The 24,769-nt window shown below is 70.4% G+C and carries 31 protein-coding genes and 1 pseudogene; 19 read left to right on the top strand and 13 right to left on the bottom strand.

Going from position 1 to position 24,769, the window contains the following annotated elements; translation table 11 throughout:
* Positions 1 to 348: 348 nt before the first annotated feature.
* From ACYQ77_RS15905 to ACYQ77_RS15870, 8 genes are read right to left on the bottom strand one after another with little or no spacing between them, the layout of a single operon-like run.
* A complete protein-coding gene (locus tag ACYQ77_RS15905; RefSeq protein ID WP_459711846.1) occupies positions 349 to 1,446 on the bottom strand; it encodes an acyl-CoA dehydrogenase family protein in 1,098 nt (365 codons plus the stop codon).
* A complete protein-coding gene (locus tag ACYQ77_RS15900; protein ID WP_459711844.1) occupies positions 1,443 to 1,844 on the bottom strand; it encodes a RidA family protein in 402 nt (133 codons plus the stop codon). The genes ACYQ77_RS15905 and ACYQ77_RS15900 overlap by 4 nt, the downstream gene beginning before the upstream one ends.
* Positions 1,841 to 2,668 (bottom strand): enoyl-CoA hydratase family protein, encoded by an 828-nt coding sequence (locus ACYQ77_RS15895; RefSeq protein ID WP_459711842.1) that lies wholly within the window; start codon positions 2,666 to 2,668, stop codon positions 1,841 to 1,843. Before ACYQ77_RS15895 ends, ACYQ77_RS15900 begins: the two co-directional genes overlap by 4 nt.
* On the bottom strand, positions 2,665 to 3,354 hold the full coding sequence (locus ACYQ77_RS15890; RefSeq protein WP_459711840.1) for an SDR family NAD(P)-dependent oxidoreductase: 690 nt from the start codon (positions 3,352 to 3,354) through the stop codon (positions 2,665 to 2,667). The genes ACYQ77_RS15895 and ACYQ77_RS15890 overlap by 4 nt, the downstream gene beginning before the upstream one ends.
* Positions 3,351 to 4,871, bottom strand: a complete 1,521-nt coding sequence (locus ACYQ77_RS15885; RefSeq protein ID WP_459711838.1) for a benzoate-CoA ligase family protein — start codon at positions 4,869 to 4,871, stop codon at positions 3,351 to 3,353. Before ACYQ77_RS15885 ends, ACYQ77_RS15890 begins: the two co-directional genes overlap by 4 nt.
* A complete protein-coding gene (locus ACYQ77_RS15880; RefSeq protein ID WP_459711836.1) occupies positions 4,868 to 5,602 on the bottom strand; it encodes a creatininase family protein in 735 nt (244 codons plus the stop codon). Before ACYQ77_RS15880 ends, ACYQ77_RS15885 begins: the two co-directional genes overlap by 4 nt.
* On the bottom strand, positions 5,599 to 7,653 hold the full coding sequence (locus ACYQ77_RS15875) for an FAD-dependent monooxygenase (protein ID WP_459711834.1): 2,055 nt from the start codon (positions 7,651 to 7,653) through the stop codon (positions 5,599 to 5,601). Before ACYQ77_RS15875 ends, ACYQ77_RS15880 begins: the two co-directional genes overlap by 4 nt.
* Positions 7,653 to 8,480 carry an LLM class flavin-dependent oxidoreductase gene (locus ACYQ77_RS15870; RefSeq protein WP_459711833.1) on the bottom strand — a complete coding sequence of 276 codons (828 nt, stop codon included), beginning with the start codon at positions 8,478 to 8,480 and terminating at the stop codon, positions 7,653 to 7,655. Before ACYQ77_RS15870 ends, ACYQ77_RS15875 begins: the two co-directional genes overlap by 1 nt.
* A 50-nt stretch (positions 8,481 to 8,530) precedes the next feature.
* Between ACYQ77_RS15870 and ACYQ77_RS15865 the strand changes: the two genes are divergently transcribed.
* From ACYQ77_RS15865 to ACYQ77_RS15840, 6 genes and pseudogenes are all read left to right on the top strand, one after another.
* Positions 8,531 to 9,331, top strand: coding sequence for a PaaX family transcriptional regulator (locus tag ACYQ77_RS15865; protein WP_459711831.1), 801 nt, complete (start codon positions 8,531 to 8,533; stop codon positions 9,329 to 9,331).
* Complete coding sequence (locus ACYQ77_RS15860; RefSeq protein WP_459711829.1) at positions 9,328 to 10,134, top strand: tryptophan 2,3-dioxygenase; 807 nt, start codon at positions 9,328 to 9,330, stop codon at positions 10,132 to 10,134. Before ACYQ77_RS15865 ends, ACYQ77_RS15860 begins: the two co-directional genes overlap by 4 nt.
* Positions 10,131 to 11,345, top strand: coding sequence for an aminotransferase class V-fold PLP-dependent enzyme (locus ACYQ77_RS15855; protein WP_459711827.1), 1,215 nt, complete (start codon positions 10,131 to 10,133; stop codon positions 11,343 to 11,345). The genes ACYQ77_RS15860 and ACYQ77_RS15855 overlap by 4 nt, the downstream gene beginning before the upstream one ends.
* A gap of 117 nt (positions 11,346 to 11,462) precedes the next feature.
* Positions 11,463 to 11,873 (top strand): annotated as a pseudogene (locus tag ACYQ77_RS15850) (helix-turn-helix domain-containing protein); the annotation flags it as partial.
* Positions 11,873 to 12,328: a tyrosine-type recombinase/integrase gene (locus ACYQ77_RS15845; protein ID WP_459711824.1), complete on the top strand. Its 456-nt coding sequence runs from the start codon at positions 11,873 to 11,875 to the stop codon at positions 12,326 to 12,328. The pseudogene ACYQ77_RS15850 and the gene ACYQ77_RS15845, both read left to right, overlap by 1 nt.
* Positions 12,329 to 12,657: 329 nt before the next feature.
* Complete coding sequence (locus tag ACYQ77_RS15840) at positions 12,658 to 12,780, top strand: hypothetical protein (RefSeq protein ID WP_459711822.1); 123 nt, start codon at positions 12,658 to 12,660, stop codon at positions 12,778 to 12,780.
* 1,085 nt (positions 12,781 to 13,865) lie between these two features.
* Here the strand turns inward: ACYQ77_RS15840 and ACYQ77_RS15835 are convergent.
* Positions 13,866 to 14,420 carry a hypothetical protein gene (locus ACYQ77_RS15835; protein ID WP_459711821.1) on the bottom strand — a complete coding sequence of 185 codons (555 nt, stop codon included), beginning with the start codon at positions 14,418 to 14,420 and terminating at the stop codon, positions 13,866 to 13,868.
* A gap of 230 nt (positions 14,421 to 14,650) precedes the next feature.
* Between ACYQ77_RS15835 and ACYQ77_RS15830 the strand changes: the two genes are divergently transcribed.
* The gene (locus ACYQ77_RS15830) at positions 14,651 to 14,875 is read left to right on the top strand and encodes a hypothetical protein (RefSeq protein ID WP_459711818.1); all 225 of its coding nucleotides are present in this window, start codon (positions 14,651 to 14,653) and stop codon (positions 14,873 to 14,875) included.
* A gap of 79 nt (positions 14,876 to 14,954) precedes the next feature.
* Here the strand turns inward: ACYQ77_RS15830 and ACYQ77_RS15825 are convergent, their stop codons facing one another.
* Positions 14,955 to 15,632 carry a GAF and ANTAR domain-containing protein gene (locus ACYQ77_RS15825; protein WP_459711816.1) on the bottom strand — a complete coding sequence of 226 codons (678 nt, stop codon included), beginning with the start codon at positions 15,630 to 15,632 and terminating at the stop codon, positions 14,955 to 14,957.
* A 370-nt stretch (positions 15,633 to 16,002) separates the two neighbouring features.
* Between ACYQ77_RS15825 and ACYQ77_RS15820 the strand changes: the two genes are divergently transcribed.
* The 12 genes from ACYQ77_RS15820 to ACYQ77_RS15765 all read left to right on the top strand — a co-directional run bounded on the left by ACYQ77_RS15820 (position 16,003) and on the right by ACYQ77_RS15765 (position 22,680).
* Positions 16,003 to 16,962, top strand: coding sequence for an acyl-CoA desaturase (locus ACYQ77_RS15820; RefSeq protein ID WP_459711814.1), 960 nt, complete (start codon positions 16,003 to 16,005; stop codon positions 16,960 to 16,962).
* Positions 16,963 to 17,101: 139 nt separating this feature from the next.
* Positions 17,102 to 17,500 (top strand): hypothetical protein, encoded by a 399-nt coding sequence (locus ACYQ77_RS15815; protein WP_459711812.1) that lies wholly within the window; start codon positions 17,102 to 17,104, stop codon positions 17,498 to 17,500.
* A 160-nt stretch (positions 17,501 to 17,660) separates the two neighbouring features.
* Entirely contained in the window at positions 17,661 to 18,233 is a 573-nt protein-coding gene (locus ACYQ77_RS15810; RefSeq protein WP_459711811.1) for a sigma-70 family RNA polymerase sigma factor, read from the top strand.
* Between the two features lie 145 nt (positions 18,234 to 18,378).
* The gene (locus tag ACYQ77_RS15805; protein ID WP_459711810.1) at positions 18,379 to 18,981 is read left to right on the top strand and encodes an RNA polymerase sigma factor; all 603 of its coding nucleotides are present in this window, start codon (positions 18,379 to 18,381) and stop codon (positions 18,979 to 18,981) included.
* On the top strand, positions 18,972 to 19,577 hold the full coding sequence (locus tag ACYQ77_RS15800) for an Asp23/Gls24 family envelope stress response protein (protein WP_459711808.1): 606 nt from the start codon (positions 18,972 to 18,974) through the stop codon (positions 19,575 to 19,577). The genes ACYQ77_RS15805 and ACYQ77_RS15800 overlap by 10 nt, the downstream gene beginning before the upstream one ends.
* A 4-nt stretch (positions 19,578 to 19,581) precedes the next feature.
* The gene (locus ACYQ77_RS15795; RefSeq protein WP_459711806.1) at positions 19,582 to 19,995 is read left to right on the top strand and encodes an Asp23/Gls24 family envelope stress response protein; all 414 of its coding nucleotides are present in this window, start codon (positions 19,582 to 19,584) and stop codon (positions 19,993 to 19,995) included.
* Between the two features lie 7 nt (positions 19,996 to 20,002).
* Complete coding sequence (locus ACYQ77_RS15790) at positions 20,003 to 20,341, top strand: hypothetical protein (protein WP_459711804.1); 339 nt, start codon at positions 20,003 to 20,005, stop codon at positions 20,339 to 20,341.
* A 91-nt stretch (positions 20,342 to 20,432) separates the two neighbouring features.
* Positions 20,433 to 20,924 carry an Asp23/Gls24 family envelope stress response protein gene (locus ACYQ77_RS15785; RefSeq protein ID WP_459711802.1) on the top strand — a complete coding sequence of 164 codons (492 nt, stop codon included), beginning with the start codon at positions 20,433 to 20,435 and terminating at the stop codon, positions 20,922 to 20,924.
* Positions 20,925 to 21,016: 92 nt separating this feature from the next.
* Entirely contained in the window at positions 21,017 to 21,199 is a 183-nt protein-coding gene (locus ACYQ77_RS15780) for a hypothetical protein (protein WP_459711800.1), read from the top strand.
* Positions 21,200 to 21,203: 4 nt separating this feature from the next.
* Complete coding sequence (locus ACYQ77_RS15775; protein ID WP_459711798.1) at positions 21,204 to 21,575, top strand: Asp23/Gls24 family envelope stress response protein; 372 nt, start codon at positions 21,204 to 21,206, stop codon at positions 21,573 to 21,575.
* Positions 21,572 to 22,114 (top strand): DUF6286 domain-containing protein, encoded by a 543-nt coding sequence (locus ACYQ77_RS15770; RefSeq protein WP_459711796.1) that lies wholly within the window; start codon positions 21,572 to 21,574, stop codon positions 22,112 to 22,114. Before ACYQ77_RS15775 ends, ACYQ77_RS15770 begins: the two co-directional genes overlap by 4 nt.
* Positions 22,111 to 22,680 carry an alkaline shock response membrane anchor protein AmaP gene (locus ACYQ77_RS15765; RefSeq protein WP_459711795.1) on the top strand — a complete coding sequence of 190 codons (570 nt, stop codon included), beginning with the start codon at positions 22,111 to 22,113 and terminating at the stop codon, positions 22,678 to 22,680. The genes ACYQ77_RS15770 and ACYQ77_RS15765 overlap by 4 nt, the downstream gene beginning before the upstream one ends.
* Before the next feature lie 5 nt (positions 22,681 to 22,685).
* Here the strand turns inward: ACYQ77_RS15765 and ACYQ77_RS15760 are convergent, their stop codons facing one another.
* The 3 genes from ACYQ77_RS15760 to ACYQ77_RS15750 all read right to left on the bottom strand — a co-directional run bounded on the left by ACYQ77_RS15760 (position 22,686) and on the right by ACYQ77_RS15750 (position 24,721).
* A complete protein-coding gene (locus tag ACYQ77_RS15760) occupies positions 22,686 to 23,153 on the bottom strand; it encodes a DUF309 domain-containing protein (RefSeq protein WP_459711794.1) in 468 nt (155 codons plus the stop codon).
* A 379-nt stretch (positions 23,154 to 23,532) separates the two neighbouring features.
* Positions 23,533 to 23,688: a DUF6307 family protein gene (locus tag ACYQ77_RS15755; protein ID WP_459711792.1), complete on the bottom strand. Its 156-nt coding sequence runs from the start codon at positions 23,686 to 23,688 to the stop codon at positions 23,533 to 23,535.
* Between the two features lie 292 nt (positions 23,689 to 23,980).
* Entirely contained in the window at positions 23,981 to 24,721 is a 741-nt protein-coding gene (locus ACYQ77_RS15750; protein WP_459711791.1) for a GAF and ANTAR domain-containing protein, read from the bottom strand.
* Positions 24,722 to 24,769 lie beyond the last annotated feature (48 nt).

The following is a 24,769-nucleotide window of genomic DNA, read 5'->3' as shown; positions in this document are numbered from 1 at the left end:
CTGCGCGCCACTGCGGTGGGGGTTCGGTTTGGTTGGACGCCACGGTGGTGAGGTTCGGCCTGGTTGGACGCCATGGTGGTGAGGTTCGGCCGGGCTGCGCGCCACCGCGGTGGGGGTTCGGTCTGATTGGACGCCACTGTGGTGAGGTTCGGCCCGACTGCGCGTCACGGCGGCGACGGCCTCCGGCCCCCGGTTTCCAGCGTACGGCAAGGCGCCGACGAGAACGGTCACGTGGCGGCTCGCCTGTGGACAGGCAGCGTTGCTGTGGACAACCGGTGGTGAACCGGGCGGCGATGTCGGTGCCTTGCCGTAGCGTGGAAACCGGGGGCCGGAGGCCGCCGCCCTCCCTCAGCGGTACAGCTGCCGCGCGATGATCTCCCGCTGGATCTCGCTCGCGCCCTCGTAGATGCGGGGTGCCCGCACCTCCCGGTACAGGTGCTCCAGCAGGTGCCCCTCCTCCAGCGCACGCGCGCCGTGCACCTGGATCGCCACGTCCACCGCGTGCTGGGCCGCCTCCGTCGCGAAGAGCTTCGCCATCGCCGACAGGTGGCCCGTGCGTTCGGCGCCCGAGTCGTACGCGGCCGCCGCGTCGTGCACCAGCAGGCGCGCCGCCCGCAGCTTCGTCGCCACGTCGGCCAGCTGGTGGGACACCCCCTGGAAGTCGCGCAAAGGTTTGCGGAACGCTTCCCGCTGCGCGGTGTGCGCCACCGCCGCGTCGAGTGCCGCCTGTCCCATGCCCACCGCGAACGCGCCGACGCTCGGGCGGAACATGTCCAGCGTCCGCATCGCCACCCGCCAGCCGCCGTCCACCTCGCCCAGCACCGACTCGGCAGGCACGTACACGTCCGCGAAGTGCAGGCGGCCGATCGGGTGCGGTGACACCAGGCGCTGCCGCGTGCCGGTCAGCCCGTCGGCGTCACCCGGGACCGCGAACGCCGTGATGCCCCGGGCGCCGTTGTCGCTCGTGCGCGCGAAGACCGAGTACACGTCCGCATCGGGGGCGTTCGAGATGAACACCTTCTCGCCCGTCAACCGGAAGCCGTCGCCGTCGCGGACCGCCCGCAACGACAGGGAAGCCGCGTCCGAGCCCGCCTCCGGTTCCGTGAGCGCGAACCCCACCGCCGCCTCGCCCGCGGTGATCCTCGGCAGCCACCTGTCCACAACGGACTCGCGGCCGGCCAGCAGGATCGGGTACGTGCCGAGGCCCTGCAACGCGAACGCCGTCTCCGCCTCGGTGTTGTGGCGGGCCAGCGCCTCCCGGATGACGCACAGGTCCATCGCGGACGTCTTCGGGAACAGCCTGCCCAGCAGGCCCTGCTCGGCCAGCGCCGTCAGCAGTGGCCGGTTGATCCGCCCCGGCTCCCCGTGGCCGGGCAGGGACGCCGCCACCTTCTCCGTGTGGACGCGCAGCTCCTCGTGCGCGGGGGACAGGTGGGTGTACGTCATGGGATCACCGCCGTGCCGACCAGCTCGATCTTCGCCGCCTCGTCGAACAGTTCGGCCACGCCCAGCAGCGCGACCGCCGGGTAGTGTCGGCCGAAGTGCTTGCGCCACAACGGGCCCAGCTCCTTGAGCGCCGTCCGGTACTCGCCGACCGCGGTCGTGTAGATGATCAACGAGACCAGGTGGTCCGGCGTGGCGCCCGCCGCGGCCAGCGCCGCGACCACGTTGCCCGCGGCCTGGTCGAACTGCTCCGCCATCGTCGACCCCACGATCGCGCCGTCCGGTCCCTGCGCGGTCTGGCCGCCCAGGTACACCGTGCGGCCCGGCGCGGCGACCACCGCGTGCGCGAACCCGACCGGCTCGGCGAGCCCGGGCGCGGTCACGATCTCGTGCGCGCTCATCGGCCGGTCCACTGAGGACTACGGCCCGCCGACCACGCCGCGTAGAACTCCGCGTGGTCGTCGCTCTTCATGAGCAGCGCCTGCGTCATGGCCTCCAGCTCGATGCTGCTGCCCAGGTCCATGTCCAGCTCGCGGGTCAGCAGCACCTTCGTCGTCGAGTACGCGAGCGCCGGGCCGTCCGCGAGCCGCCGCGCCAGCGCCGTCGCCTCCTCGGCCAGCGCGTCGTCCGGCACGACCTTCGTGGCCAGGCCGATGCGGTCCGCGTGCGCCGCGTCGATCTTGTCGCCGAGGATCAGCAGCTCCGTCGCCCGGCCGAGGCCGACCAGCCGGGGGAGCAGGTACGCCGAACCCATGTCGGCGCCCGCCAGGCCCACCCTCGTGAACAGGAACGCGAACTTCGCCGACTCCGCCAGCAGCCGGAAGTCGCTGGCCAGCGCGATCACCGACCCGGCGCCCGCCGCGACGCCGTTGACGGCCGCGATGACCGGCAGCGGGCACTCCCGCAGCGCCTTCACCACCGCACCCGTCATGCGCGTGAACTCCAGCAGCTGCGCGGCCGCCATCTTCTGCAGCTCGCCGATGATCTCCTCGACGTCACCGCCGGAGCAGAACCCGCGGCCCTCGCCGGTCAGCACGACCACGCGCGCGTCACCGCGGTGCGGCAGCTCGGCGAGCAGGTCGCGCAGGTCCGCGTACACGTCGAACGTGAGCGCGTTCAGCTTGTCCGGCCGGTTCAGCGTGACCGTGGCGACCCCGTCGGCCACCGACAGGTCGAAGTGCTTCCACTCCTGCGTGAACCCAGGCGACGCCCGGAACGGACTCATGCCTGTACACCTCCTCCGTCCAGGACGATCGTCTGACCGTTGATCGCGGCCGCCTCCGGCGCGGCGAGGAACGCCACCGCGAACGCGACCTCCTCCGGCTCCAGCAGCCGCCCGAGCGGCGACATGCCCGCCACGATCCGTTCGCTGTCCTCTTCGGACCGCCCGGTGGTCGCGGCGATGCGCTGGACCGTCGTGGTCGTCATGTCCGTGCGCACGAACGTGGGGCACACCGCGTTCGACGTCACACCCGTGCCCGCCACCTCGGCGGCCACGGCGCGCATCAGCCCGACCGCCGCGTGCTTCGACGCCGTGTAGGCCGACGTGTACTTCTGCCCGGCGAGCGCCGCCGTCGACGCGACCGTCACGACCCGGCCGGTGTTCCGGGCCCGCATGCCGGGCAGCACCGCCCGCGTGCACAGGAACGCGCCCGTCGCGTTGACGTCGAGCTGGGACCGCCACTCGTCCACAGTGGTCTTCGCGAGCGGGGCGCTCGACGACACGCCCGCGTTGTTCACCAGCACGTCCACCTCGCCGAGCGAACCGAACACCTCGGCCACCGCGGCCTCGTCGGTGACCTCGCAGTCGGCCCGCCCCAGCGCGACCACCCGGTCGCCGAGGTCGGTGAAACGCTTGGCGATCGCGGCGCCGATGCCCCGCGTCCCGCCGGTGACCACCACGAGCCTCATGACATCGCTCGCAGCGCGCGCCGGTCCAGCTTGCCGTTCGTGGTGCGCGGCAACGCGTCCACGAACACGACGTCCTGCGGGCACTTGTGCCCGGACAGCCGTTCCCGGACGTAGGCCTTCAGGTCGTCGGCCGACGGCGTGGCGCCCGCGCGCAGCACGACGTAGGCGCGCGGCCGTGTCAGGCCGTCCACCTCGAACCCGGTGACACCGCACTCGAGCACGTCCTCGTGCCCGATGAGGCAGTGCTCGATCTCACTCGGCGCCACCCAGATCCCGCCGGACTTCAGCAGGTCGTCGGCGCGGCCGTGGTAGTAGAAGAACCCGTCGGCGTCGCGGCTGAACAGGTCGCCCGTGTGGACGGTGTCGCCGCGGTAGGTCGCCGCCGACTTCTCCTCGTCGCCGAAGTACTCCAGCGCGACCGTGCCGCCGGTGACCTCCAGCACGCCGACCTCGCCGTCCGGCACCGGCGCGCCCGCGTCGTCGACGACCCGCGCCGAGTAGCCGGGCACGACCTGCCCGCAGCTGCCCTGCCGCGCCGCGCCCGGCCGGTTGGAGATGTAGATGTGGTACGCCTCCGACGACCCGATGCCGTCGACCACCTCGACGCCGAACGCCTCGTCCCACTTGCGGTGCAGCTCCGCGGGCAGCGCTTCCCCCGCCGACGTGCACAGCCGCAGCGAGCTGAGGTCCTGCTCGGCCGCCGACGGGTGGGCGACCATCGCGCTCATCATCGTCGGCACGTTCACCAGGATCGTCGGCCGGAACCGGGCGATCAGCTCGAAGATCTTCTCGGCCGTCGTCCGCTCGGGGAACGCGATCCCGGCGCCGCCGACACCGAACGGGTACAGCGCGGTCAGATCCCGGGCGTAGCCGAAGAACAGCTTCGGCACCGGCAGCACGATGTCGTCCTCCGCGATGCCCAGCACGCCGAGCGCGTAGCTCTCATGGCTGACGATCGGGCTCGCCGCGGTGTGCACGCACGCCTTCGGGGCCCCGGTGCTGCCGGTGGTGAACTTCCAGATCGCGACGTCGTCGCGGGTGGTGTCGGCGGTCGCGAGCGTGTCGGGCGCCTGCGCCACGAGCGTCGCGAAGTCGTGCTCGCCGGGCCGAAGGTCCGTGCCGCCGACGACCAGCACCTGGCGGTCGCCGACCCCGGCCTCGCGCAGCCGGTCGAGCGTGACCGGGTCCGCGATGACCACCGACGCACCGGTGTAGTCGAGGAAGTAGCGGTAGTCCTTGGGCTGCAGGAACGTGTACACCTCGGCGGTGACCGCGCCGATCTTCTGCGCCGCGTACCAGGTGGCGACGAACTCGACGCCGTCGGACAGGGCCAGCAGCACCCGCGCGCCGCGCCGCGCCCCGAGTTCGAGGAGCACGTTGCCGACCCGGTTCACCAGCGCGGCCAGCTCGGCGTACGTGGTGGCGCCGTCCGGTGTGTACAGCGCGACCCGGTCGCCCCTGCCGAGCGCCAGGTTGCGGTCGACGAAGTGGTCGGCGACGTTGAACAGGGTCGTCATGCGACCTCCCGGATGGTCTCCACGAGCAGGTCGGTGAGCGTGTCGAACGTGGACTGTCCCTCCGCGACGGACGCGCCGGCGGGGTCGCCGCAGTAGGCGCGGTCCATGCCCATCGCGACGAAGTCGGCCTTGCCCTCGGCCATCGCGGCGGGGAGGTTCACCGGGACCGGCGGCAACGTGGCCGCGGTGCCGGTGTCGACCAGCTCGGGCCGGTCCGCGAGCACCAGCGACGTCTCGTACTGGCCCGCGTGGCACGACCCGGACCGGAACTCGTCGGTCAGCCGGGCGGCGTTGTGCCTGCGCACGAGGTCGAGGTAGGCCACCCCCGCCTCGGCTGTGGCCTTGCGCAGCGTGGTGACGTGCGCGGGCTCGAAGTGGTTGTTCACCACCACGATCCGGGAGAACCCCTGCGCGGTCAGGGCTCCGCACACGTCGGTGACCAGCGCGTGCAGCGTCGCCTCGGACACCGACACCGCGCCGGGGAACGCCGCGCCCATCCGCGTGACCCCGTAGTTCAGCGCGGGCAGCACCAGCACCCGCACGTCCGGGTCGTCCGCCAGCCGTTCGGCGGCCCGGCGGCACATGCCCGCCGAGATGATCTCGTCCGTGCCGAGGGGCCCGTGCGGGCCGTGCGGCTCGACCGCGCCGACCGGCAGCAGCAGCACCGGCGTCCGCGTACCCGACAGGAGCTCGGCCACCTGCGGTGACGTGAGGTCGGCGAACGCGGTCACGGCTGCTCCAGCGGGGTCGGGGCCGGTTCGAAGAGGCACAGGTCGGCGCGCCCGGCGGCGACGACCGTGTTCACCTCGTCCGGGGTCGTGAGGTAGCCGCCGACCAGCGTCGGCACCCCCGCCTCGTTGCGCACCCGGTCGGACAGCGTGGTCAGGTGGCCGCGCCGGTACTCGGGCCGCGAGGTCGCGGTCGTGTGCCCGGCCCGGACGTGGACCAGGTCGACACCGTGCTCGGCGAGGGCACGCGCGTACGCGATGCCCTGCTCGACGGTCGTGCCGCCCCGCGCGAGGTCGGTGACCGTGAGCCGCGCGGCGAGCAGCCCCGGCCACACCGCGCGCACCGCGTCCACCACCGACAGCGGGTACCGCAGCGGCTCGGCGCCGTACGCGTCGGAGCGCTTGTTGGTCAGCGGCGACAGGAAGCTCGCGAGGAGGTGGCCGTCGGCGAGGTCCAGCTCGAGCGCGTCGAACCCGGCGTCCCGCGCCCGTTCGGCCGCGGCGACGAAGTCGGCCCGGACCCGCGCCAGGTCGGCCTCGGACGCCTCGGCGGGCACCGCGCTGACCGGCGTGTAGGGCAGGGGAGAGGCCGACAGCAGGGGCCACCCGTCCCGCAGCGGCACGTCCACACCGCCGTCCGCGCGCGTCGCGCCCCGGCGCCCGGCGTGACCCAGCCGGACCCCGGCGAGCGCACCCGCGTCGTGGACCTCCTTCACCACCGCTGCCCACGAGTCGTCGAGCACCGGCGTCGCGGGCGAGACCCGGCCGTCGTCGGCGACCGCGACGAATCCGGTCAGCACCAGCCCCGCGCCGGCACGCGCCGCCTCGGCGAGGTCGGGCGCGGCCCGCACCACCCGGTTCCGCACCGTCACGCCGTTCAGCCGCAGCGGTGCGAACATCGGCGGCGGCGCCACCGCGCCCGGCACGTGCGGCGCCCCGGAAGCGTGTGCGGAGAACCAGGAATCCAGCACCCGCATGAACGCCGGGTCCCGCTGCGTGAGGTTCGCGTGGCTGATCCGGCCGCTGCGGGTCAGCAGGTTCGCCGCGAACTGGATCGGCGCGAGCTTCAGGTGGCTGCGCACCCGCCCGAAGTACGCCGCGCTGTCCCCGGCCGCCTGCTGGAACCGCTCCACCACCGGCTGGCGCTCCAGCTCGTAGTCGACGAGCGCGGCCTCCACATCGGACGGATGGCGCACGAAAGCGTTTGCCAGCGCGATCGCGTCCTCCATCGCGAGCTTCGTGCCCGACCCGATCGAGAAGTGCGCGGTGTGCGCCGCGTCGCCGATCAGCGCCAGGTTGCCCCGGTGCCAGGTCTCGTTGCGCACCAGCGGGAAGTCCAGCCAGATCGACTTGTTGGACATCAGCCGGTGCTCGCCGAGCTCGTCGGCGAACAGCGACTGGCAGAACGCCATGCTGTCCTCTTCGGACATCCGGTCCAGGCCCGCGCGCCGCCACACCGGCTCGGTCGTCTCCACGATCCACGTGCTCGTGTGCTCGTCGAACGGGTACGCGTGCACCTGGAACAGCCCGTGCTCGGTCTCCTTGAACACGAACGTGAACGCGTCCAGCACGAGGTCGGTGCCGAACCACACGTACTTGCAGCCCTGCGGGGTCGACGTGGTGCCGAAGTCCGCGCTCCGCCGCAGCGTGCTGTTCGCGCCGTCGGCGGCCACGACGAGGTCGGCGGGCTCCGCCGCGGCCACCTCGGTGCCGAAGGTCAGCGACACGCCCAGCTCGCGGCACCGCTCCTGCAGGATCGCCAGCAGGTGCGTGCGCTTGATCGCCGAGAACGTGTGACCCGAGGAGCGCAGCACGCGGCCCCGGTAGCGGATGTCGATCGACGTCCAGCGCGCGAACGAGTCGGTGATGTCCAGGTAGGTGGCGTAGTCCGCGTCCCGCAACGCGCCGAGCGTCTCCTCGGAGAACACCACGCCCCAGCCGAACGTCGCGTCCGGCGCGTTGCGTTCCACGACCGACACGTCGTGCCCGGCCTTGCGCAGCAGGATCGCCAGGTACAGCCCCGACGGCCCGCCGCCCACGACCGACACGCGCATCAGGACACCGCCTCGGCCAGCCGGTCCAGGTCGTCGAGCGACGCGACGGTCGGGTAGAGGATCAGCTCGTCGCAGCCCTCCGCCTCGTAGCCGCGCACGAAGTCCCGCACGGCACGCGCCGACGTCAGGTTCCCGGCCGCGATCTTCTCCGCGAACGGGCCGGTGAACGCGTAGTAGTCCTTCAGGTAGGCGCTGCCGCGGTCCGGGTCGCCGAACGCGAAGTAGCCCTGGCCCCACAGCCGCGGCTCGCCCTCCCGCTCCAGGTCCCGCCACGCGGCGCGGGCCCGGTTGGCCGCCGACCCGAACGCGCGGGGCGGGCCGCCGCCGTGCGCGTACCCGTCGGCGTAACGCGCCATGCGTGCCAGCGCGGCCCCCGACGAGCCGCCGACCAGCAGCTCCACCGGCGACCGCGACGGCCCGATCCCGGACTCGTCCAGCTGTCCGCGCAGGTAGGCGAGCTGCTCGGACAACCGTGCGCCGCGGGTCTTGTGGTTCACCCCGGCCGCCGCGTAGTCGTCGCGGCGCGCACCGACGCCCAGGCCGAGCGCGAACCGCCCGTCCGAGAGCGCGGCCACGGAAAGCGCCTGCTTGGCGAGCATGGCGGGGGAGCGCAGCGGGCCGATCGCGATGTTGGTGGCGAGCCCGATCCGGGACGTGACGGCCGCGGCCGCCGACAGCGCGGCGAACGGCTCGACGGAATCGTAGACGAGGCGGTCGAGCACGCCGAGCGTGCTGAACGGGCCGGCCTCGGCCCGGCGCACCCACTCGACGAGCACCTCGCCCGAGATGCCCGGAATGGTGTTGGGAAGCCCGACGCCGACCTTCACCCACGACACATTACGGTTGACCCCGCTGAGGCGTCAACTATGCTCGTGGCATGACCTTCTCGCCTGCCCCGCAGGACCTGGTGCTGACGCTGCTCGGCGCGCACCACGTCCCCCGTGAGCACGGCACGGTCTGGTCCGGCGGTCTGGTCCGGCTGCTCGGCGAGTTCGGCTTCACCGAGGGCGCGGCCCGCGTCGCGCTGAACCGGCTCGTCGCGCGCGACCTGCTCGCGCCGACCAAGAACGGCAGGCACGTCCACTACGCGCTCACGCCGCGGAGCCGGACCGTCCTCGCCGAGGGCGACCAGCGGATCTTCACCCTCGGCGAGCGGCCGCGCACCGAGACGACCTGGACCGTCCTGTGGCACTCCATCCCCGAGGACCGCAGGCTCGCCCGCACCCGGCTGGTCAGCAGGCTCCGGTTCCTCGGCTTCGGCTCCGTGCAGGACGGCACGTGGCTCGCCCCGCACGACCGCGAGAAGGAACTGGCCGCGCTGCTCGCCGAACTCGACGTCGCCGAGTACGCGGGCGTCCTGCTCGGCAGGCCGGCGACCACCGTCGACTTCGGCACCTTCGTCACGCGCGTGTGGGACCTCGACGAGCTCTCCGCGCGCTACCGCGACTTCGTCGAGCACTTCCGCGACCACGACGTCGCCGACGACCGCGCGGCCCTGCTGCTGCGCACCAGGCTGGTGCACACGTTCCGCGAGTTCCCGACCATCGACCCGGAGCTGCCGGCGGACCTGGTGCCCCCACCCGACTGCCGGGCCGAGGCCCTGCGCCTGTTCCACGACCTGTACCCGGCGCTGGCCCCCGCGGCGCAGCGCCACTTCGACGAGGTGACCGCGCCATGACCGAACAAGTCCCCGGTGGACAGTCCGCAGCTCTGACCTACACGTCGTACCTGGCGCTCGACGAGATCCTCGGCGCGCAGCGGCCCCGGTCCGACGAGCACGACGAGATGCTGTTCATCGTCATCCACCAGGTGTACGAGCTGTGGTTCAAGCAGATCCTGCACGAGCTGGGGCACCTGCAGCGCTGCCTGGAGAAGGGCGACACACCGCACTCCGTGCGCGCACTGCGCCGCACGCTCACGATCCTCAAGGTCGTCGTCGCGCAGATCGACGTGCTGGAAACCATGACACCGCGGCAGTTCACGAGCTTCCGCGAGCGGCTCGACGCGTCCAGCGGCTTCCAGTCCTACCAGTTCCGCGAGCTGGAGGCCGTGCTCGGGCGGCGCGACAAGCGCATGCTCTCCCCGTACGACAAGGACTCCGAGGCCTACGCCCGCGTCAGCGCGGCCATGGCCAGGCCCGCGGTGTTCGACTCGTTCCTGCACTACCTGGCGGACGCGGGCTACGAGCTGCCGGACGCGGCGCTGAACCGGGACGTCGGGACACAGTGGACCGAGTCGGCGGACGTGCAGCGCGTGCTCGTGCGGGTCTACGCCGACGACTCCGGCCCGTCCACGGTGGCCGACCTGCTCGTCGACCTCGACGAGGGTCTGCAGGAATGGCGGTACCGGCACGTGAAGATGGTCGAGCGGACCATCGGCGGCAAGGCGGGCACCGGCGGCTCCGCGGGCGCCGCGTACCTGCGCACCACGTTGTTCCACGCCGTGTTCCCCGACCTGTGGGCCGTGCGGAGCCAGCTGTGACACTTCTGGGAAGCGATGCCCCATACCCCCGGCGGACCACACTGGACGCGCTGCGCGCCACCCCCAACGCCCTGTCCGTCCACTACGGACGGTTCGAGGTCGCCAAACGCCTGCTCATGACCGGGCACTCGCACCAGGCGTGGCCGGACGTCGCGCTGCAGGGCCAGATCGAGGCGTTCACCGACGCGTCGGCCGCCGTGGACGCCAAGTGGGACCTCGCGTTCGCGAAGGCCGAGCGGCTGCGGCAGGCGTACCGGGACCTGCTCGGCGACCCCGGTAGCGCCATCGCACTCGGCGCCAACACCCACGAGCTGGTCGTCCGGTTCCTGTCCAGCCTGGACCTGCGGGCCAGGCCGCGGCTCGTCACCACCGACGGCGAGTTCCACACGCTGCGCCGCCAGCTCGCCCGCCTCGCCGAGGAGGGCATCGAGGTCGTGCGGGTCGCGGCCGCCCCGGCGGACACGCTCGCGGAGCGGCTCGCCGCGGAGGTCGACGACCGCACCGCCGCCGTGCTCGTGTCGGCCGTGCTGTTCGAGACCGCGCGGATCGTGCCGGGCCTCGACGCCGTCGCCGCGGCCTGCGAGGGCAGGGGAGCGGAGCTGCTCGTCGACGCCTACCACGCGCTCGGCGTCGTCCCGTTCTCCCTGCGCGGCATCGAATCCGCGTGGATCACCGGCGGCGGCTACAAGTACCTGCAGCTGGGCGAGGGCAACTGCTTCCTGCGGCTGCCCGCGCACGCGCAGGAGCTGCGGCCGGTCGTCACGGGCTGGTTCGCGGAGTTCGAGGACCTGGCGGCCAAGGCGTCCGGGCTCGTGGGCTACGCGTCCGGGGGCGACCGCTTCGCGGGCTCCACGTACGACCCGACGAGCCACTACCGGGCGGCCGCGGTGCTCGACTTCTTCGCCGCCCAGGAGCTCACGCCGGAGTTCCTGCGCGCGGTGTCGCTGCACCAGAACGGGCTGCTGGCGTCGCTGTTCGACGACCTGGACGCCGACCCGGCCGTCATCACCCGCGACCGGTCGGCGCCACGGGAGGCGTTCGGCGGGTTCCTCGCGCTGACCGCGCCGAACGCGGGGGAGTTGCAGAAGAAGCTCGCCGAGCGCGGCGTGCTCACCGACAGCAGGGGCGACAAGCTCCGGCTCGGGCCCGCGCCCTACCTGTCGGACTCGCAGCTCACGGCCGCGATCGCCACGCTCGGCGAGGTGCTTTAGTTGTTGCGGGTCATGACGTTGGTGACGGCGGGTAGGGCCTGAGGCGAGGGGACGGGTCTTTCGGCGGCAGGATGAGAAGTACCACCAACTCGTCCGTCCGACCGGAAGACCCGTCCGATGTCCCACCGTAATGCCCCGTTGTCTGTTGAAGGCCGTCGCCGTCTGGTTGAGCGGTCTCAGCGGCGTCCGATCGCGCATGTCGCCGCTGAGATGGGGATCTCGCGGCAGTGCGCGTCGAAGTGGTTCAACCGCTACCGCAAGTACGGCGATGCCGGTCTGCTGGATCGGCCCAGCGTCCCGCATCACCAGCCCACTGCCACGCCCGCGCAGGTCGTCGTGCGGATTGAGGCGATGCGCCGGGACCACAAGTGGTCTGCGCGGCGGATCGCCCTCGAGCTGGCCGGTGAGGGTGTCGCGGTCTCGGTCCGCACTGTCGCCCGGCACCTGGCCCGCCTGGGTCTCAACCGGCGCCGGTTCCTCGACCCGACAGGCGAGACCAACCGAGAACCCCGGCGGATTCACGCCCGATGTTGGTCGAGCTGACCAGGACGCTGGTCGAGGGCGAAGTGGAGGAGAAGGGACCGAAGTCGGAGAAGGGCAAGCGCAAGCTGCCCCTCCCCAAACCCCTGCACACGGCGCTCAAGGCGTTCAAGGCCCGCCAGGCCGCGGAGGCAATGAAGGCCGGTGAACTGTATGAGCGATCCGGGTTCGTGTTGGTCGACGAGCTGGGACAGCCTTGGAAGACCGACAGGTTCCGGCGTGCCATCCACAAGCTCATGGCCGCGGCGAAGGTGCGGAAGGTCCGGCCGTACGACGCCCGGCACGCCTGCCTGACCTACCTCGCCACCTCCGGCGTACCCGATGTGATCGTCAGCGCCTGGGCGGGCCACGCGGACCTCAGCTTCACCAAGCGGGTCTACATCCACCCCAATGTCGAGCACCTGCGACAGGCGGCCGACCAGCTCGGCGAACTGCTGGGCTGAACAAGCAGTACGAGCGTTCGTGAGAAAATGTGAGACGACGCGCCCCTGAACGCAGTCAGGGCCTCGTCTCACCGAAGTGATCCAAGGCCCTGACCTGGACTTTCGTTCTACATCGACCGTCGGGCTGACAGGATTTGAACCTGCGACCCCTTGACCTTACTCGCGACTCTTGGGACCTGCGGCGATGCGCTCCTCCTGCGCGCTGACCTGCGTGAATGTGGTCGTTGGCTATCTTTGTTTGCCGTGGTCTGCCGAGGTCATTCTGGGAAAATCCTGGGTCGCGATGTCCTGTTTAGATAGACGTTCCCCAGGTCAACCAGTGGTGCTCCTTGGCTGGCATCGCCGTGATCAACGCGATCGACACCGCCGAGTACGACGGTGATGTCGCTGCCAGGGCGTCCGGCGATGCGGACACCCTGTACGAAGGGCTGCCGAACCAGGAGAAGCCGTAGTCGACCTCGGCAAATGCGGGAGCCAAAGGCGATCACCATGGTTGTGACCCAAGAGGCGGCTGGGTATCGTGGGCAGCCATTTCATTTCTGAACGATCAGGACCTCGTGCCCGCAGGGTTGAAACCGGGCAGGGTCGTAGCTCATCGACATTGGGCTCGACGCGGGAGCGATCGAGCCCGAAAGTTTGTACCCCGAGCAAGCTGACATGAATTGTGGGCAGGCGACGGCCGTCGACGGTGATCGGGCACCGGACTGAAAGCGAGGGTTCCTCCCCGCCACACAGTTGCCGCAGTCTCAGGACGAGCATCGCGACGAGCGACTCACCCGGGCTCTTCGTCAACCGGAGCGACGCATAGCTCGTCGGCGTGCGATGCCGACGAGCAACTCCATGCCACGTCGACGGTTCTCGCCGCCATCTCGCCGAACTGCCGCAACTGCGCGGGCTTCTGCGAATCGCTTGGCCTCCGTTGTCCCGGCAGCACCGCCCGCGCAGACCAACAGATCCCTGTGCACTCGACGGCACCGTTGACCTCAGCCTTGCAAGTGGCCCACGCGCCCTCGAAACCGACTTCGACGCCCTGGGCGAACTTCCCGTGGCAACCCCCATGTCGGGTCTCGGTACGAGTACCCCTCGGGGGTGAACCGGGCGGCTACTCGGTGCCGCGACTGCCTTCTTGGTCGGTGTCCTCGTCCAGAGTCCCGGCGGCGGCGTTGAGTCCGAGCGTGGCCAGCAGTGCCGCACAGTCTTCGGCGCCGGTCGATGCGGAGGCCACCAGGCGAACGGCGCGCCGCTGTTGGTGGGATGTCGTGTCGAACGTTGTTCCGGAAGCCACCGTCCGAACTCGACGGTGGTGGGCGGCAGGACTGATTGCCATCATCACGCCCCTTTCGCGACCAAAACATGACGACGTTGCCGCCAACGACCGGGGCGGTCGACGATCGACCGACCTGGCGAGAGCGCGGCGCTGGGCGAAACCCGCGGTTCTCCGCGTGTGGCTTGACCGTACGCCGCGCGCGGCCACGGGGCAACGCCCCATGTGATCTGCTGGAACGCGGTTCCAACTGCCCTCGGTGTCACCCGCAGCTCATTGGCTCTCCAATATCTGTACCCGGGTGATGTCACGACAGCCGTCCGGCAGTGTGTCGAACACGTAGTTCCCGTCCTGGTCAGCGGCGGTGCTTTCGATCTCCCGCCGACACCTCTGGTCTCCCACCGCCGCGACGATCTCGTAGCGCTTGCGGTAGTCGCCCGGATCGCCGACTGGCCCGTCGTGGATGGCGAACCCGCCGTTGCGGGACGCGACCGGCCGCATCCCCACGGCCGGGTCGTACACGAGGTAGAAGTTCCGGTCGTACGGATCGAATTCGAACACCCACAGGGTGTCACCAGGCATCAACCCGCAGACCTTTCCTGTTATGGCGACACCAACGGTGCCGTCGACCTCCTGGCCGTTCTCTGGTTCGTCGACGACTACGCTGTGTGGGCATTCAGGGGGCGGCGGATCCTTGACGACAAACATGAAGAGGCCGGCCACCGCCGCAGCGACGACGGTGCCGATCGCGCCGATGATGGCCCCCCAGTGTCTTCCTTCAGCCTGGTCTTTCCCTTGGGGTGCGCCAGATCTTCGCCGAGAACCCATCGCTCGTCCTTCTCGCCGGCCCCGACGCGTGTTGCTGTGCGCCGCCATGGTCGGCGATGCCTGCGGACTCGTGATGGACCAGAACGGGATTGGTGCCGATCATCGGCTTCGTCCGGCCGAGCCAGTCATTGGTGGATACACACGGTGCTGACGATTAAGCTAAGCTGTCGGTATCTCCGTGTGGTGCCCAGGACCCGGCGCACTTTCTTCTCCGACCAAAGCCGTGTGACATGACCTGGGCCGACCACGATTCAGCGAACGAGTTCGGGATGCTGACCGAACGGTTGTCCCATGTCGCGCTCGATGTGAGCGTCGCTCTCGGTGACACCGAGGGTGTCGCGCGGGTGCGGCTCGAGCGTGCGGTGACCGGCCTCGACCAAACCATCAAGGACATGCGCCTGCTGGCTACTGGTCAGCTGCGCCTCGATGGGGGGCCGGCCGGCGGCAAGGGGTAGCTCACCACGCCCACCCCGAGGACGAATCCGAGCCCGTCCGCGCCGCCGGCCGGCGTTCCCCGCATGTCCACAAGGGACGTCACTCGCTCGGGAACTTCAGCGTGCCCGCGACCACGTCATGCGCGACGTCACGCATCTTCTTGCCGTGGCTGCGGGCGTGCTTGCGCAGGATGGTGAACGCTTCGTCGACGGTGATGTCGGAACGCTCGGCCAGCACGCCCTTGGCCTGCTCGATGGCCACCCGGCTGTCCAGCGCGCCCTGCAGCTGCTCGACACGTACCGCCAGCTCGCGGCCCCGGTGTGCGGTCACTCCGAGCGAGACGGTCAGGGCCAGCCCGCCGCCGTACGCGACATTGGCCGCTGACAGTGTCCCGGGCACGGACATGTACAGGGTCAGCGCGCCGACCACCTGTCCCCACAGCCGGCACGGTAGACCGCACACGGCGGCGACACCGGCATCGAGTGCGACCGGCGTGAACTGGGGCCACCTCAGCTGGGCTGTGGTCAGGTCGGCACACTCCATGCGTTCGCCGATGCGGACCGCGTCAGTCCCCGGCCCTTGCCCGTAGGACAGCTCGAAACGGCTCAGCAGCCCGGCAGTCTCCTCGGACGCGGCTTCCAGCGTCGGCGTGCCGTCCTCGTCGAGAGCCAGTAGTGCGGTCGCCTGCACGTCGAGCAGGTCGGCACACAGAACCGCGAGCTGGTTGCGCTGGGCGGGCAACTCGACGCCTTCCGCCAGAAGATCGGTGAGAGCCACGAACCCACGGTCGGCGTCGTTCAATCGACTCAGCCCCGATCTTCTGTGCACGATCCCGGCCGCGACGCGGCAAGTGGTCGGTCCTCGGCGAAAGCTACGGCGCACAGCAGGATGAGCGCTCCCGAGCAGCATAGTCCGGCGGGAACAAATACGGCTGACTCGCCGTTGTACGGAATGGTCACCCTTCTTGTGTTCGTGTATGCGGGCTCGCGTCTTCAGCGCGACATAGGGCTTCGGGCATACCCGCGTCGAGCCGGGTGTCCTGGTCCAGTTCGCTCTCGGTGTTTGAGCCGGGTTCGGCCGTCAACCCTTTTGAAGAGTCGCCCAAGAACCCGGTGACGTCCCACCAGTTACCGGGAGGTACTGACCGATGACTCGTACGCTTGAAAAGCCTGTCGAACGCAGACAGGACGGGCCGGAACCGATGCTGGCGGGCGAGAAGTCCCGAACCCAGCTCAACCTGGTCAGACTGTTCGCGATCGTGCCCCTTCTCGCGCTGGTGACGGCTGTGCCGTTCGCGTGGGGTTGGGGGCTCGGCTGGGTCGACGTCGGCCTTGCCGCGTTCTTCTACACCCTGACCTGTCTTGGGGTGACCGTCGGTTTTCACCGGTACTTCACCCATGGTGCGTTCAAGGCCCGCCGCGGTCTGCGGATCGCACTCGCCGTGGTGGGCAGCATGGCGATGCAGGGACCCGTCGTCGGATGGGTCGCCGACCACCGCCGCCACCACGCCTACGCCGACAGGGACGGCGACCCGCACTCGCCGTGGCGGTTCGGCACCACCCCGGCCGCGTTGGTCAAGGGGTTCTGGCACGCCCACATGGGCTGGATGTTCGAACGCGAGAAGACCAACGCCGCCCGTTTCGCCCCCGACCTGCTCGCCGACCGTGACATCCAGCGCGTCGACCGGCTCTTCCCGGTGCTCACCGCCGCCACCCTCCTCGCGCCCGCCCTGCTCGGCGGGTTGATCACGATGTCGTGGTGGGGCGCGCTCACCGCGTTCTTCTGGGCCAGCCTGGTCCGGGTGGCGCTGCTGCACCACGTCACCTGGTCGGTCAACTCGATCTGCCACATGATCGGCGACCGGCCCTTCGAGGCACGGGACAAGTCGGCCAACTTCTGGCCGCTGGCCATCGCCTCCATGGGCGAGTCCTGGCACAACTCCCACCACGCCGACCCCACCTGCGCCCGCCACGGCGTCCGCCGCGGACAGATCGACGTCTCCGCGCGGGTCATCTGGGTGTTCGAGAAGCTCGGCTGGGTCTCCAAGGTCCGTTGGCCCAAGCCCGAACGCTTCGCACGCAAACTCAAGACCGCCACCGGCGCATGACGCGATAGACCCGCGACGGACAATCCACTGTGGTCATCGCATGAGGCCTCCGGTCGCCGTCCGGACACCGCAGCAGCGTGCACCCAGCCCGCTACATTACGCGGTTGTCGGTAGCCGCCAGCCGGGAAGGGCAACAACAGTGACCACTTGGACCGACGTCGTCAACTACGTCCGGACGCGGTACGAGGTGCTCGAAGAGACCGACGACTGGCTGCGTTTCCGACTCGAGACAGAGGTGGACCGCAGCCAGCAGGTCGCGGTCCACCACGTGCCCGCCGGCGAGGTCGACCACGCGGCGTGGATCGAGATCTCCTCACCGGCCGGCCGCGCCGACATGATCGACCTGCGCAGGCTCCTCGAACTCGCCGGCACGTCGATCGTCGGCGGCGCAGCTGTCGTGGACGGTGTCGCGTTGCTCAAGCACGCCGTGCCGCTGGAAGACCTGAGCGTACGAGAAGAGTTCGAACGGCCCGTGGCACTGCTCGTCGCCCGCGCCGACGCGCTCGAACACGAACTCACCCGAACCGACCAGTACTGAGCCGCGGTGACCTAAACTCGGAAGATTCCAGCCGTTCCGGACCCCGACGGTCGTCAGCCCGCTCACCAACCGACTCCGTTGAGGGGACCCGCTGTTGCCGTCGTCACCGATTCCACCACCCGCCGACGGTCACGGAAACGTGCCGGGCGACGTGGTGACGATGAGCGCCATCACCGGGCTCACGCTCGACGTGGTCGCGGCGGCCCAGAGTGGTGACGTGGTCGCGGTGAACCGGCTGTTCTCCTGTATCCGGCCGGCGCTGGTCCGCTACTGCCGGGCCCGTATCACCCCACGGATCGGCCACGGCGACGCCGACGACGTCGCCCACGACATCTGTGTCGCGGTCCTGCGTGGACTGCCGACGTTCACCGGGGAACCGCGGGCGGTCACGCGGTGGGTGTACGGCATCGCCGCGCACAAGATCATCGACTTCTACCGGCTTAGCGGCCGCGACCACTCCTCCCCCGCCGAGGTCCTCCCTGACCGGGTGGACCCTCAGGCGGGCCCCGAGGAACTGGCGCTGCGTGGTGAGCAGCGCGTCATGGTGCAGTCGTTGCTCGCCATGCTCACCCCCTTGCAGCGGCAGATCCTGACGCTGCGCGTCGTCGTCGGGTTGTCGTCGGCGGACACGGCGGTGATCACCGGGCTGAGCGCGATCGCTGTCCGCGTCACCCAGCACCGGGCCTTGAACCTGCTCCGGCGCCACGTCGCCCGACAACCGACTCCAGACTGAATGTGACCGAGGTCACTATAACTGTCCGAGGAGGCCCCGTGACGATCCCGTGCCCCTCGTGTCTGAACGTCACCGCCAGCGAGCGCGGCTGTCCCGTGGGAGGAGCGTCCTCGATGCTGGGTGGAACGCACCACCGCGAACGCGGATGACTCCGCGAGCCGGGGCCGGTGTGAACGCGGTCCCGGGAGGTGCGGAGACGTCGGAGGAGGCGCGGCTGGACGACGTCACGCTGGTCGTCCGCGCCCGTGACGGCGACGTGCGCGCCTACGAGCAGTTGGTGCGGCGCTACCAGGGACCGATGTTCCGGCTCGCCGTGCGGATGCTGGCCAGCCGGGGCGATGCCGAGGACGTGGTGCAGGAGGTGTTCCTGACGGCGTGGCGCAGTCTCGCCCGCCTTCACGAGGAGGCCGCGTTCGTCGGGTGGCTGTACCGCATGGTCACCAACCGCTGCTTGAACGTCATCCGTGACCGGCACGCCACCGTGGATGTGGACCTGGCCCAACGGGAGTCCCGAGCGGCGGGTTCCCGGCCGGAACGCACTGTCGAGGTGAGCGAACAACTGGCGGCGGTGACGGTGGCGCTGCAGCGGCTGACGGGCGAGCAGCACGCGTGCTGGTTGCTGCGTGAGGTCCACGGCCGCTCCTACGAGGAGATCGCTCAGGCCGTGGGAGTCACGCCCACAGCCGTGCGCGGACGGATCGCGCGGGCACGGGCACAGCTGACGGAGATGATGGCGCCATGGCGGTGAACCCCGAGACCCAGGGTTACCTGCTTCCCTGCGGACGCGACGTCGAGACGGTGTGGGAACGGCTGGCGGACGTGGAGGCCGGCCGCAGCGACGAGCACGACCTGACCTGCCCGGACTGCCGCGACGCACGGGCGAGCCTGCTGACCTTGCGAGAGGTGACCGGGGAGCTGGTGGCCGACACCGCCGAGCCGGCGCCGCACCTGACCGACCGCATCATGTCCGCGGTCCGCGCCGAGGTGCGCCGCAGGCACGACATGCTCCCGCTGCCGACGGCCGAACCGGGACTGGTGCGGGTCAGTGAGCACGCGGTCGCGGCGGTCCTGCGGTTCGCCGCCGACAGTGTCGCGGGGGTTCGGGCACGCCGCTGCCGGGTACACGAGTGCCGAGTGACGACGGGGAACCCCGGCGACGGCGGTGCCGGTGCGGAAGGCGAACTGATGCTCGTGGTCGAGCTCACCGTCGCGGTGAGCTACCGGAGTTTCGCGTGGCGATCGCTCGATCTCGTGCGGCAGCGGGTCACCGCGGCCGCCGAGACCAGGATCGGTCCGAAGGTACACCGGCTGGACCTGATCGTCGAGGACGTCTACGGAGTGTGACCTGGTGAAGGACACGATGGACAGGGGCACCAGTGACGCCAGGGACGCCGGCCGTGCCCCGCTGTTCGAGTACGTGGTCGGCTCGTCCGTCGTCGCGGCCGTCGCGGTTCATGCCGCCGTCGCGGTGCCCGGTGTGCTGCGGGTGGAGCCGGGTCTGGCCGGGTTGGTCGGGTCGGTCGTCCGCACGGCTCGTCAGCGGGTCAAGGGACTGGAACCGGCGCCGACAGAAGGCGCCCGGGTCGAGTTCGTGCGGGCGGACACCGTGCGGGTGGAGGTGGACGTGGTGATCTCGGGGCAGGACCAGGCGACGGCGGTGGGCCATGCGCTGCAGCGTGCGGTGGCGGGCGCGGTCTCCGAGGCGACCGGTCTCACCGTCGCCGAGGTCGGGGTGTCCGTCCTCGACATCGTCTGGGACTGAACCGGCGATGAACACCACCGAGTTCGCCCGCGACCTCGTCGCCGCCCTGGAGAAGGTCCCCGGGTTGCGTCCCGCCACCCAGGCGGGGCCGTCACCGTTGGGGTGGCACTGGGACGCCCTGGCCGTCGACGTCTTCCGCGGCGACGTGGTGATCCGGGCCGTGGCGACTCGGCTGCCCCTGCCACCCATCGTGCGCCAGGCGGAACAGGCACTGCTGGCAGTGGTCGCCGCACGGGGCGTGCCCGTTGCCCGCATGCGCCTGGAGATCACCGAGATCGACGGCGCGGCGTTCGGCACGGGAAACGGCTCAGCGGCGTGTGAGGAGAAAACCGCGCCGGACCCGTGACGTTCGCGGCCCGCCGGTGTCCTACCAGTGTGACGTCGACGCGACAGCATCCCGCTCCGCGAGACCGCCACCGGACACCAGGAGTGCCGTCATGACCGCTACTCACAGCCCTCCGGCCAACTCGAACACGCCGACAGGCAGTACCTCCGTCGCCTCGTCCTCGGAGAAGACCGCCACGTCGCCGAGCACGCTGGCCACACCGCAGGGCACCACGACGGTGGCCGACACGGTGGTGCAGAAGATCGCCGGTCTCGCCACCAGGGAGATCAACGGCGTGTACGACCTCGGTGGCGGCGCGTCCCGCGCGTTCGGCGCCCTCCGGGAGCGGATTCCCGGCGCGACCGCGAGCGCCGCGCAGGGTGTCGCGGTCGAGGTCGGCGAGACCCAGGCCGCGATCGACCTGCAGCTCCTCGTCGAGTACGGCGTCTCCATCGCCGAACTGGCCAAGGCGGTACGGCGCAACGTGATCACCGCGATCGAGCGGATGACCGGCCTGGAAGTGGTCGAGGTCAACATCCACGTCAGCGACGTCCACATCCCCGGCGCCGAGGACACCGCGCCCGAATCGACGCGCGTGCAGTGACCTTCGCGGCCGCTGTCCAGGCCACCGCGACACCGCGGGCCTGGACGGCGGCAGGCCTCGCCGTCGACCACAGCTAGGAGAACGAAGATCTGATGAACGCCACGACCCTGGGACTGATGACCGGACTGGCGCTGGGTTTCGCCGGCGCGTTCGGTGGCTTCGGCGCCTTCCTCATCGTGCTCGTCCTGGCCGCACTGGGCCTCCTCGTCGGGCGGGTGCTCGACGGCAAGCTGGACGTGTCGCAGCTGACCGGCGTCGGCCGGGACCGAGGCTGAGGACATGCCCGCCGCCACGCTCGCTCCCCGTGGCCGGACGACGCTGTCCGACCGGGCCGTCGAACGCGTCGCCACCCAAGCAGTCACTGAGGTCGCCGACGTGGGCGGCGCGGCGCACTGGCTGCTCGGGGATACCCTCAACAGAACACCCGAGGAACGTTCAGCGCAGGTGAGCGCCACCGCCGACGACACCACCGCGGCCCTGCACGTCCGGCTTTCGATCGCCTACCCGGCATCGGTGGCGCGCACGACCGAACAGGTTCGCGACCACCTGGTCCGGCGGCTCCACGAACTGACCGGACTGGTGGTGACGCGGGTGGACATCACCGTCGTCGCCCTCTACCTCGACCAGCCAGGGCCACGGCGAGTCCGATGATGCGCAGGCCCCGCCGCACCGTCCCCGCCACGGTGACCGCCCTGGCCCTGCTCAGCGTGTGCGTACTGACCGCGATCAGCGTGATCCAGCTGCTCGCCGGCACTCGACCGCTGATCAGCTACGCGGCGCTCGCCGGCCTGGTACACACCACACGCTGGGACAGCCTCGGCGTCGCGATCGCCGCCGGCGTCGTCATGCTGACCGGGCTCGTCCTGCTGCTCACCGCGATACTGCCCGGCAGGCCCGTCGTCATTCCCCTGAGCGCCACGGACACCGGAGCAGCCATCGACGCCGGTGCGTCCCGCCGGAGCCTGCGCAGCACGCTGCGTGCGGCGGCGAACGCCGTGGACGGTGTCACCTCGGCCAAGCTGAGGCTGCGGCGCAGAGCGGTCACCGCGGTGGTGCGCACCCACCGCACCACTCCCGAAGGGTTGGCCGAGGCCGTCCGTGGCGCCATCGAGCACCGGCTCGACCAGATCTCCCCAGCGACCCGTCCGGCGGTGCGGGTCCGGGTCGTCGCCCCCAGGAGCACCTCATGACCAGTACGAACCGCCCAGCTCGCCTCAACCGCTGCCTGCTCGCGGTCGACGGCGTCACGCTCGTGACCGGCGGCGGTCTCGCCATGGCCGCCAGTGTCGGCATGCTGCCGGTCGACCCGGCCGCCACCCTCGTGCCCGGCACCGACCTTCCGCCCACGGGGGTGCTGTACGTCGTCGCGGGTGTCGCCGTCCTCCTGGCTCTGCTGTGCCTGCGCTGGCTGGCCGCGCAGCTCGTCAGGAAGCCCAAGACCCACACCTGGCGCATCGAGGACGACCCAGAGCACGGCAACACCGAACTGGCCGCCCGCATCGCCACCACACCGTTCACCGCCGACGTCACCGCGTATCCCGGCATTCACACCGCGCACGCCGACCTCACCGGCCCGCAGAGCTCCCCCACGCTCGCCGTGGTCGTCACCACCGAACACGACGCCGACCTGTCCGACATCCGCCACCGCATCGACACGCACGGCCTCCCCCGCCTGCGCAGCGCGCTCGACCTCACCTCCCTGCCGATGACCCTCGAGTTCCGCTTCACCACCAAGCCCAGCGCCCGCACCGTCTGACGTGCTCATCGCCGGAGGCACAGGACGGGCACCTGGGCGGTTCCGTCCGCCATGGCAGCGGCATGGTGACGAGCCCATCGCAGCAGCGCCGTGATATCGACACCGTGGGCAGACGTGCCGTCATAGGGCTCGATGTTGTCGGCGCCGCGGGTGAGCAGGGCACCCGCGCCCACAAGGTTGCCGCGGGCGGCATGCGTGACGCCCACGGCCAGCTGTGCGAGGCCCTTCCACAGCGCACGCGACGCTTCGGGCGCCGTCTTCCAGGCGTCCTCCAAAACTTCGTGCGCGTGAAACGGCATGCCGAGGTCGAGCAGCCGCTGCGCCTCCAGAAGCGTGTCCTCGGGTGTCCTGACGACTCCTTCCGCCAGGCGCGGAACACCCGGCACACCACGCGGCAGCGGCCTGCCCAGCCTGTCGCGCGGACGCTCGTTGCGAGCACGACCGGCCGCGTCGCGATCGCGATCGTGTGTCACGCCGACGCCGGCCCGCCGGGTGGCCCGATCGCCGCCCGCGGCGCCGCGGCGATGGTCTCTTCAGGTCGGTCGGCGTTGTCTCGGTGCCCCACGGCCACCATGGCGTCACGTCCGGCAGGTTCGGTCATCTCGGGCGGGACGACCAGCAAGCTGATCGCCGGGGGATGCGCAGGAAGTCGATCTTCCGACCGGGCGCGACGGTGGGCATGCCCTTGTGCCCGAGGGCGAACGAGCATCCTATGTAGACATCTCAGAGACACTGGTGCACCGCCGTGGGCGGCGAGAGCACGATGACGACCGCGGAGAGGGGTGCGGCGAAATGCGCCATCAGCGAGACCAAAGCCTTCGAGCAGAGATCGGCCATCCCGTTGTGGGGAGCTCAGCGGGTCGGCTCTGGAATGTGGTCGATGGCGTAGACGACCTGTACGGCGAGCTCGCGGGCGACGTCGTCACCGAGCGTGGAGTTCTTCACGAGAACGTCCTGTACGAACGCGACCCGCTGCTCGTAGCGGGAGATGAACGCGATTTCCTTCATGATGTTCTCCTTGTGCCAGCCGCACTTCTGGCGAACCAGTGAGGTGACGCCGCGGGAAGCTGGCGGGAATCGGCAACTCTGCTTGGGTGTCATCGGTTCCGATGTGTTGAGCCTACGCCGCTGACCACCGAGGTGCTGAGAGTCGGCTGTGAATGTTCACGGGGACCGTCAGTAAAATCCGAAGGCTCAAGCACCACCCTCACCCCACGCCTGATACGCGGACACCGCGACCAGCCGAGTATCACGCCGCGCGGCCCATGGTCCTGTCTCCGGGCGGCCGTGGCGGTCTGCTTCAGGAAGCGCCGTGTGTGATGATCGCGTTGACGTCGGCGGTGCCGTCGATGACCTGCCGGGCGAGGTCGGAGAGTCGGTGATGGTGGAAGCGGGCGTAGCCACGCAGCGCGGTGAAGGCCTCCGCCGGGGTCAGTGTGCCGCTGTGGGCGGCGAGCATGCCCTTGGCCTGCTCGATGATGACGCGGGAGTTGAGAGCGGTCTGTAGCTGCTCGGTGAGCACGACGGCGTGATCGATGGTGCGCTGCTGCAGGATGCCGATGGTCGCGACGTCCGCCAGGGCCTGACCGAGCTCACTGGACTCCGCGGGCACGCCATCAGGCTCGATGTTGAGCAGCGAGAGGGCACCGATCACGTCGCGGCGCAGCCGCATCGGCAGTGCGTGCACGGCGCGAAAACCGCACGCCTCCGCCGCGGCGGCATAGCGGGGCCACCGGCCAGTGTCGGCGGTCAGGTCGGCGCTAACAACGGCTTCACCGGTCCGCACACACTCCACGCAGGGGCCACCGGCGGTTTCCGCGGCGAACACCTCGAGCAGTTCGGACCTCTCCGAGGACGCGGCCGCCATCCGAAGCCCACCGCGCTGGTCGGAGAGCAGCACACCCGCGGCGTCCACCTCGAGAAGGTCCACACAGTGGTCGACGAGCATGTGCAGGAACTCGGCGAGATCGAAATCGTCGACCATCGTGTCGGCGAGGTTCACGAACGCCCGCCCGATCCGCCGTTCCCGCGGCGTGGCCACGGCACTCTCGTTGCCGCCGGAATCTGCGGGTTGGTCAGTGTCGGAGCG

Source organism: Actinophytocola sp. KF-1 (genome assembly GCF_054661535.1).
This window is presented reverse-complemented; position numbering and strand designations above follow the sequence as displayed.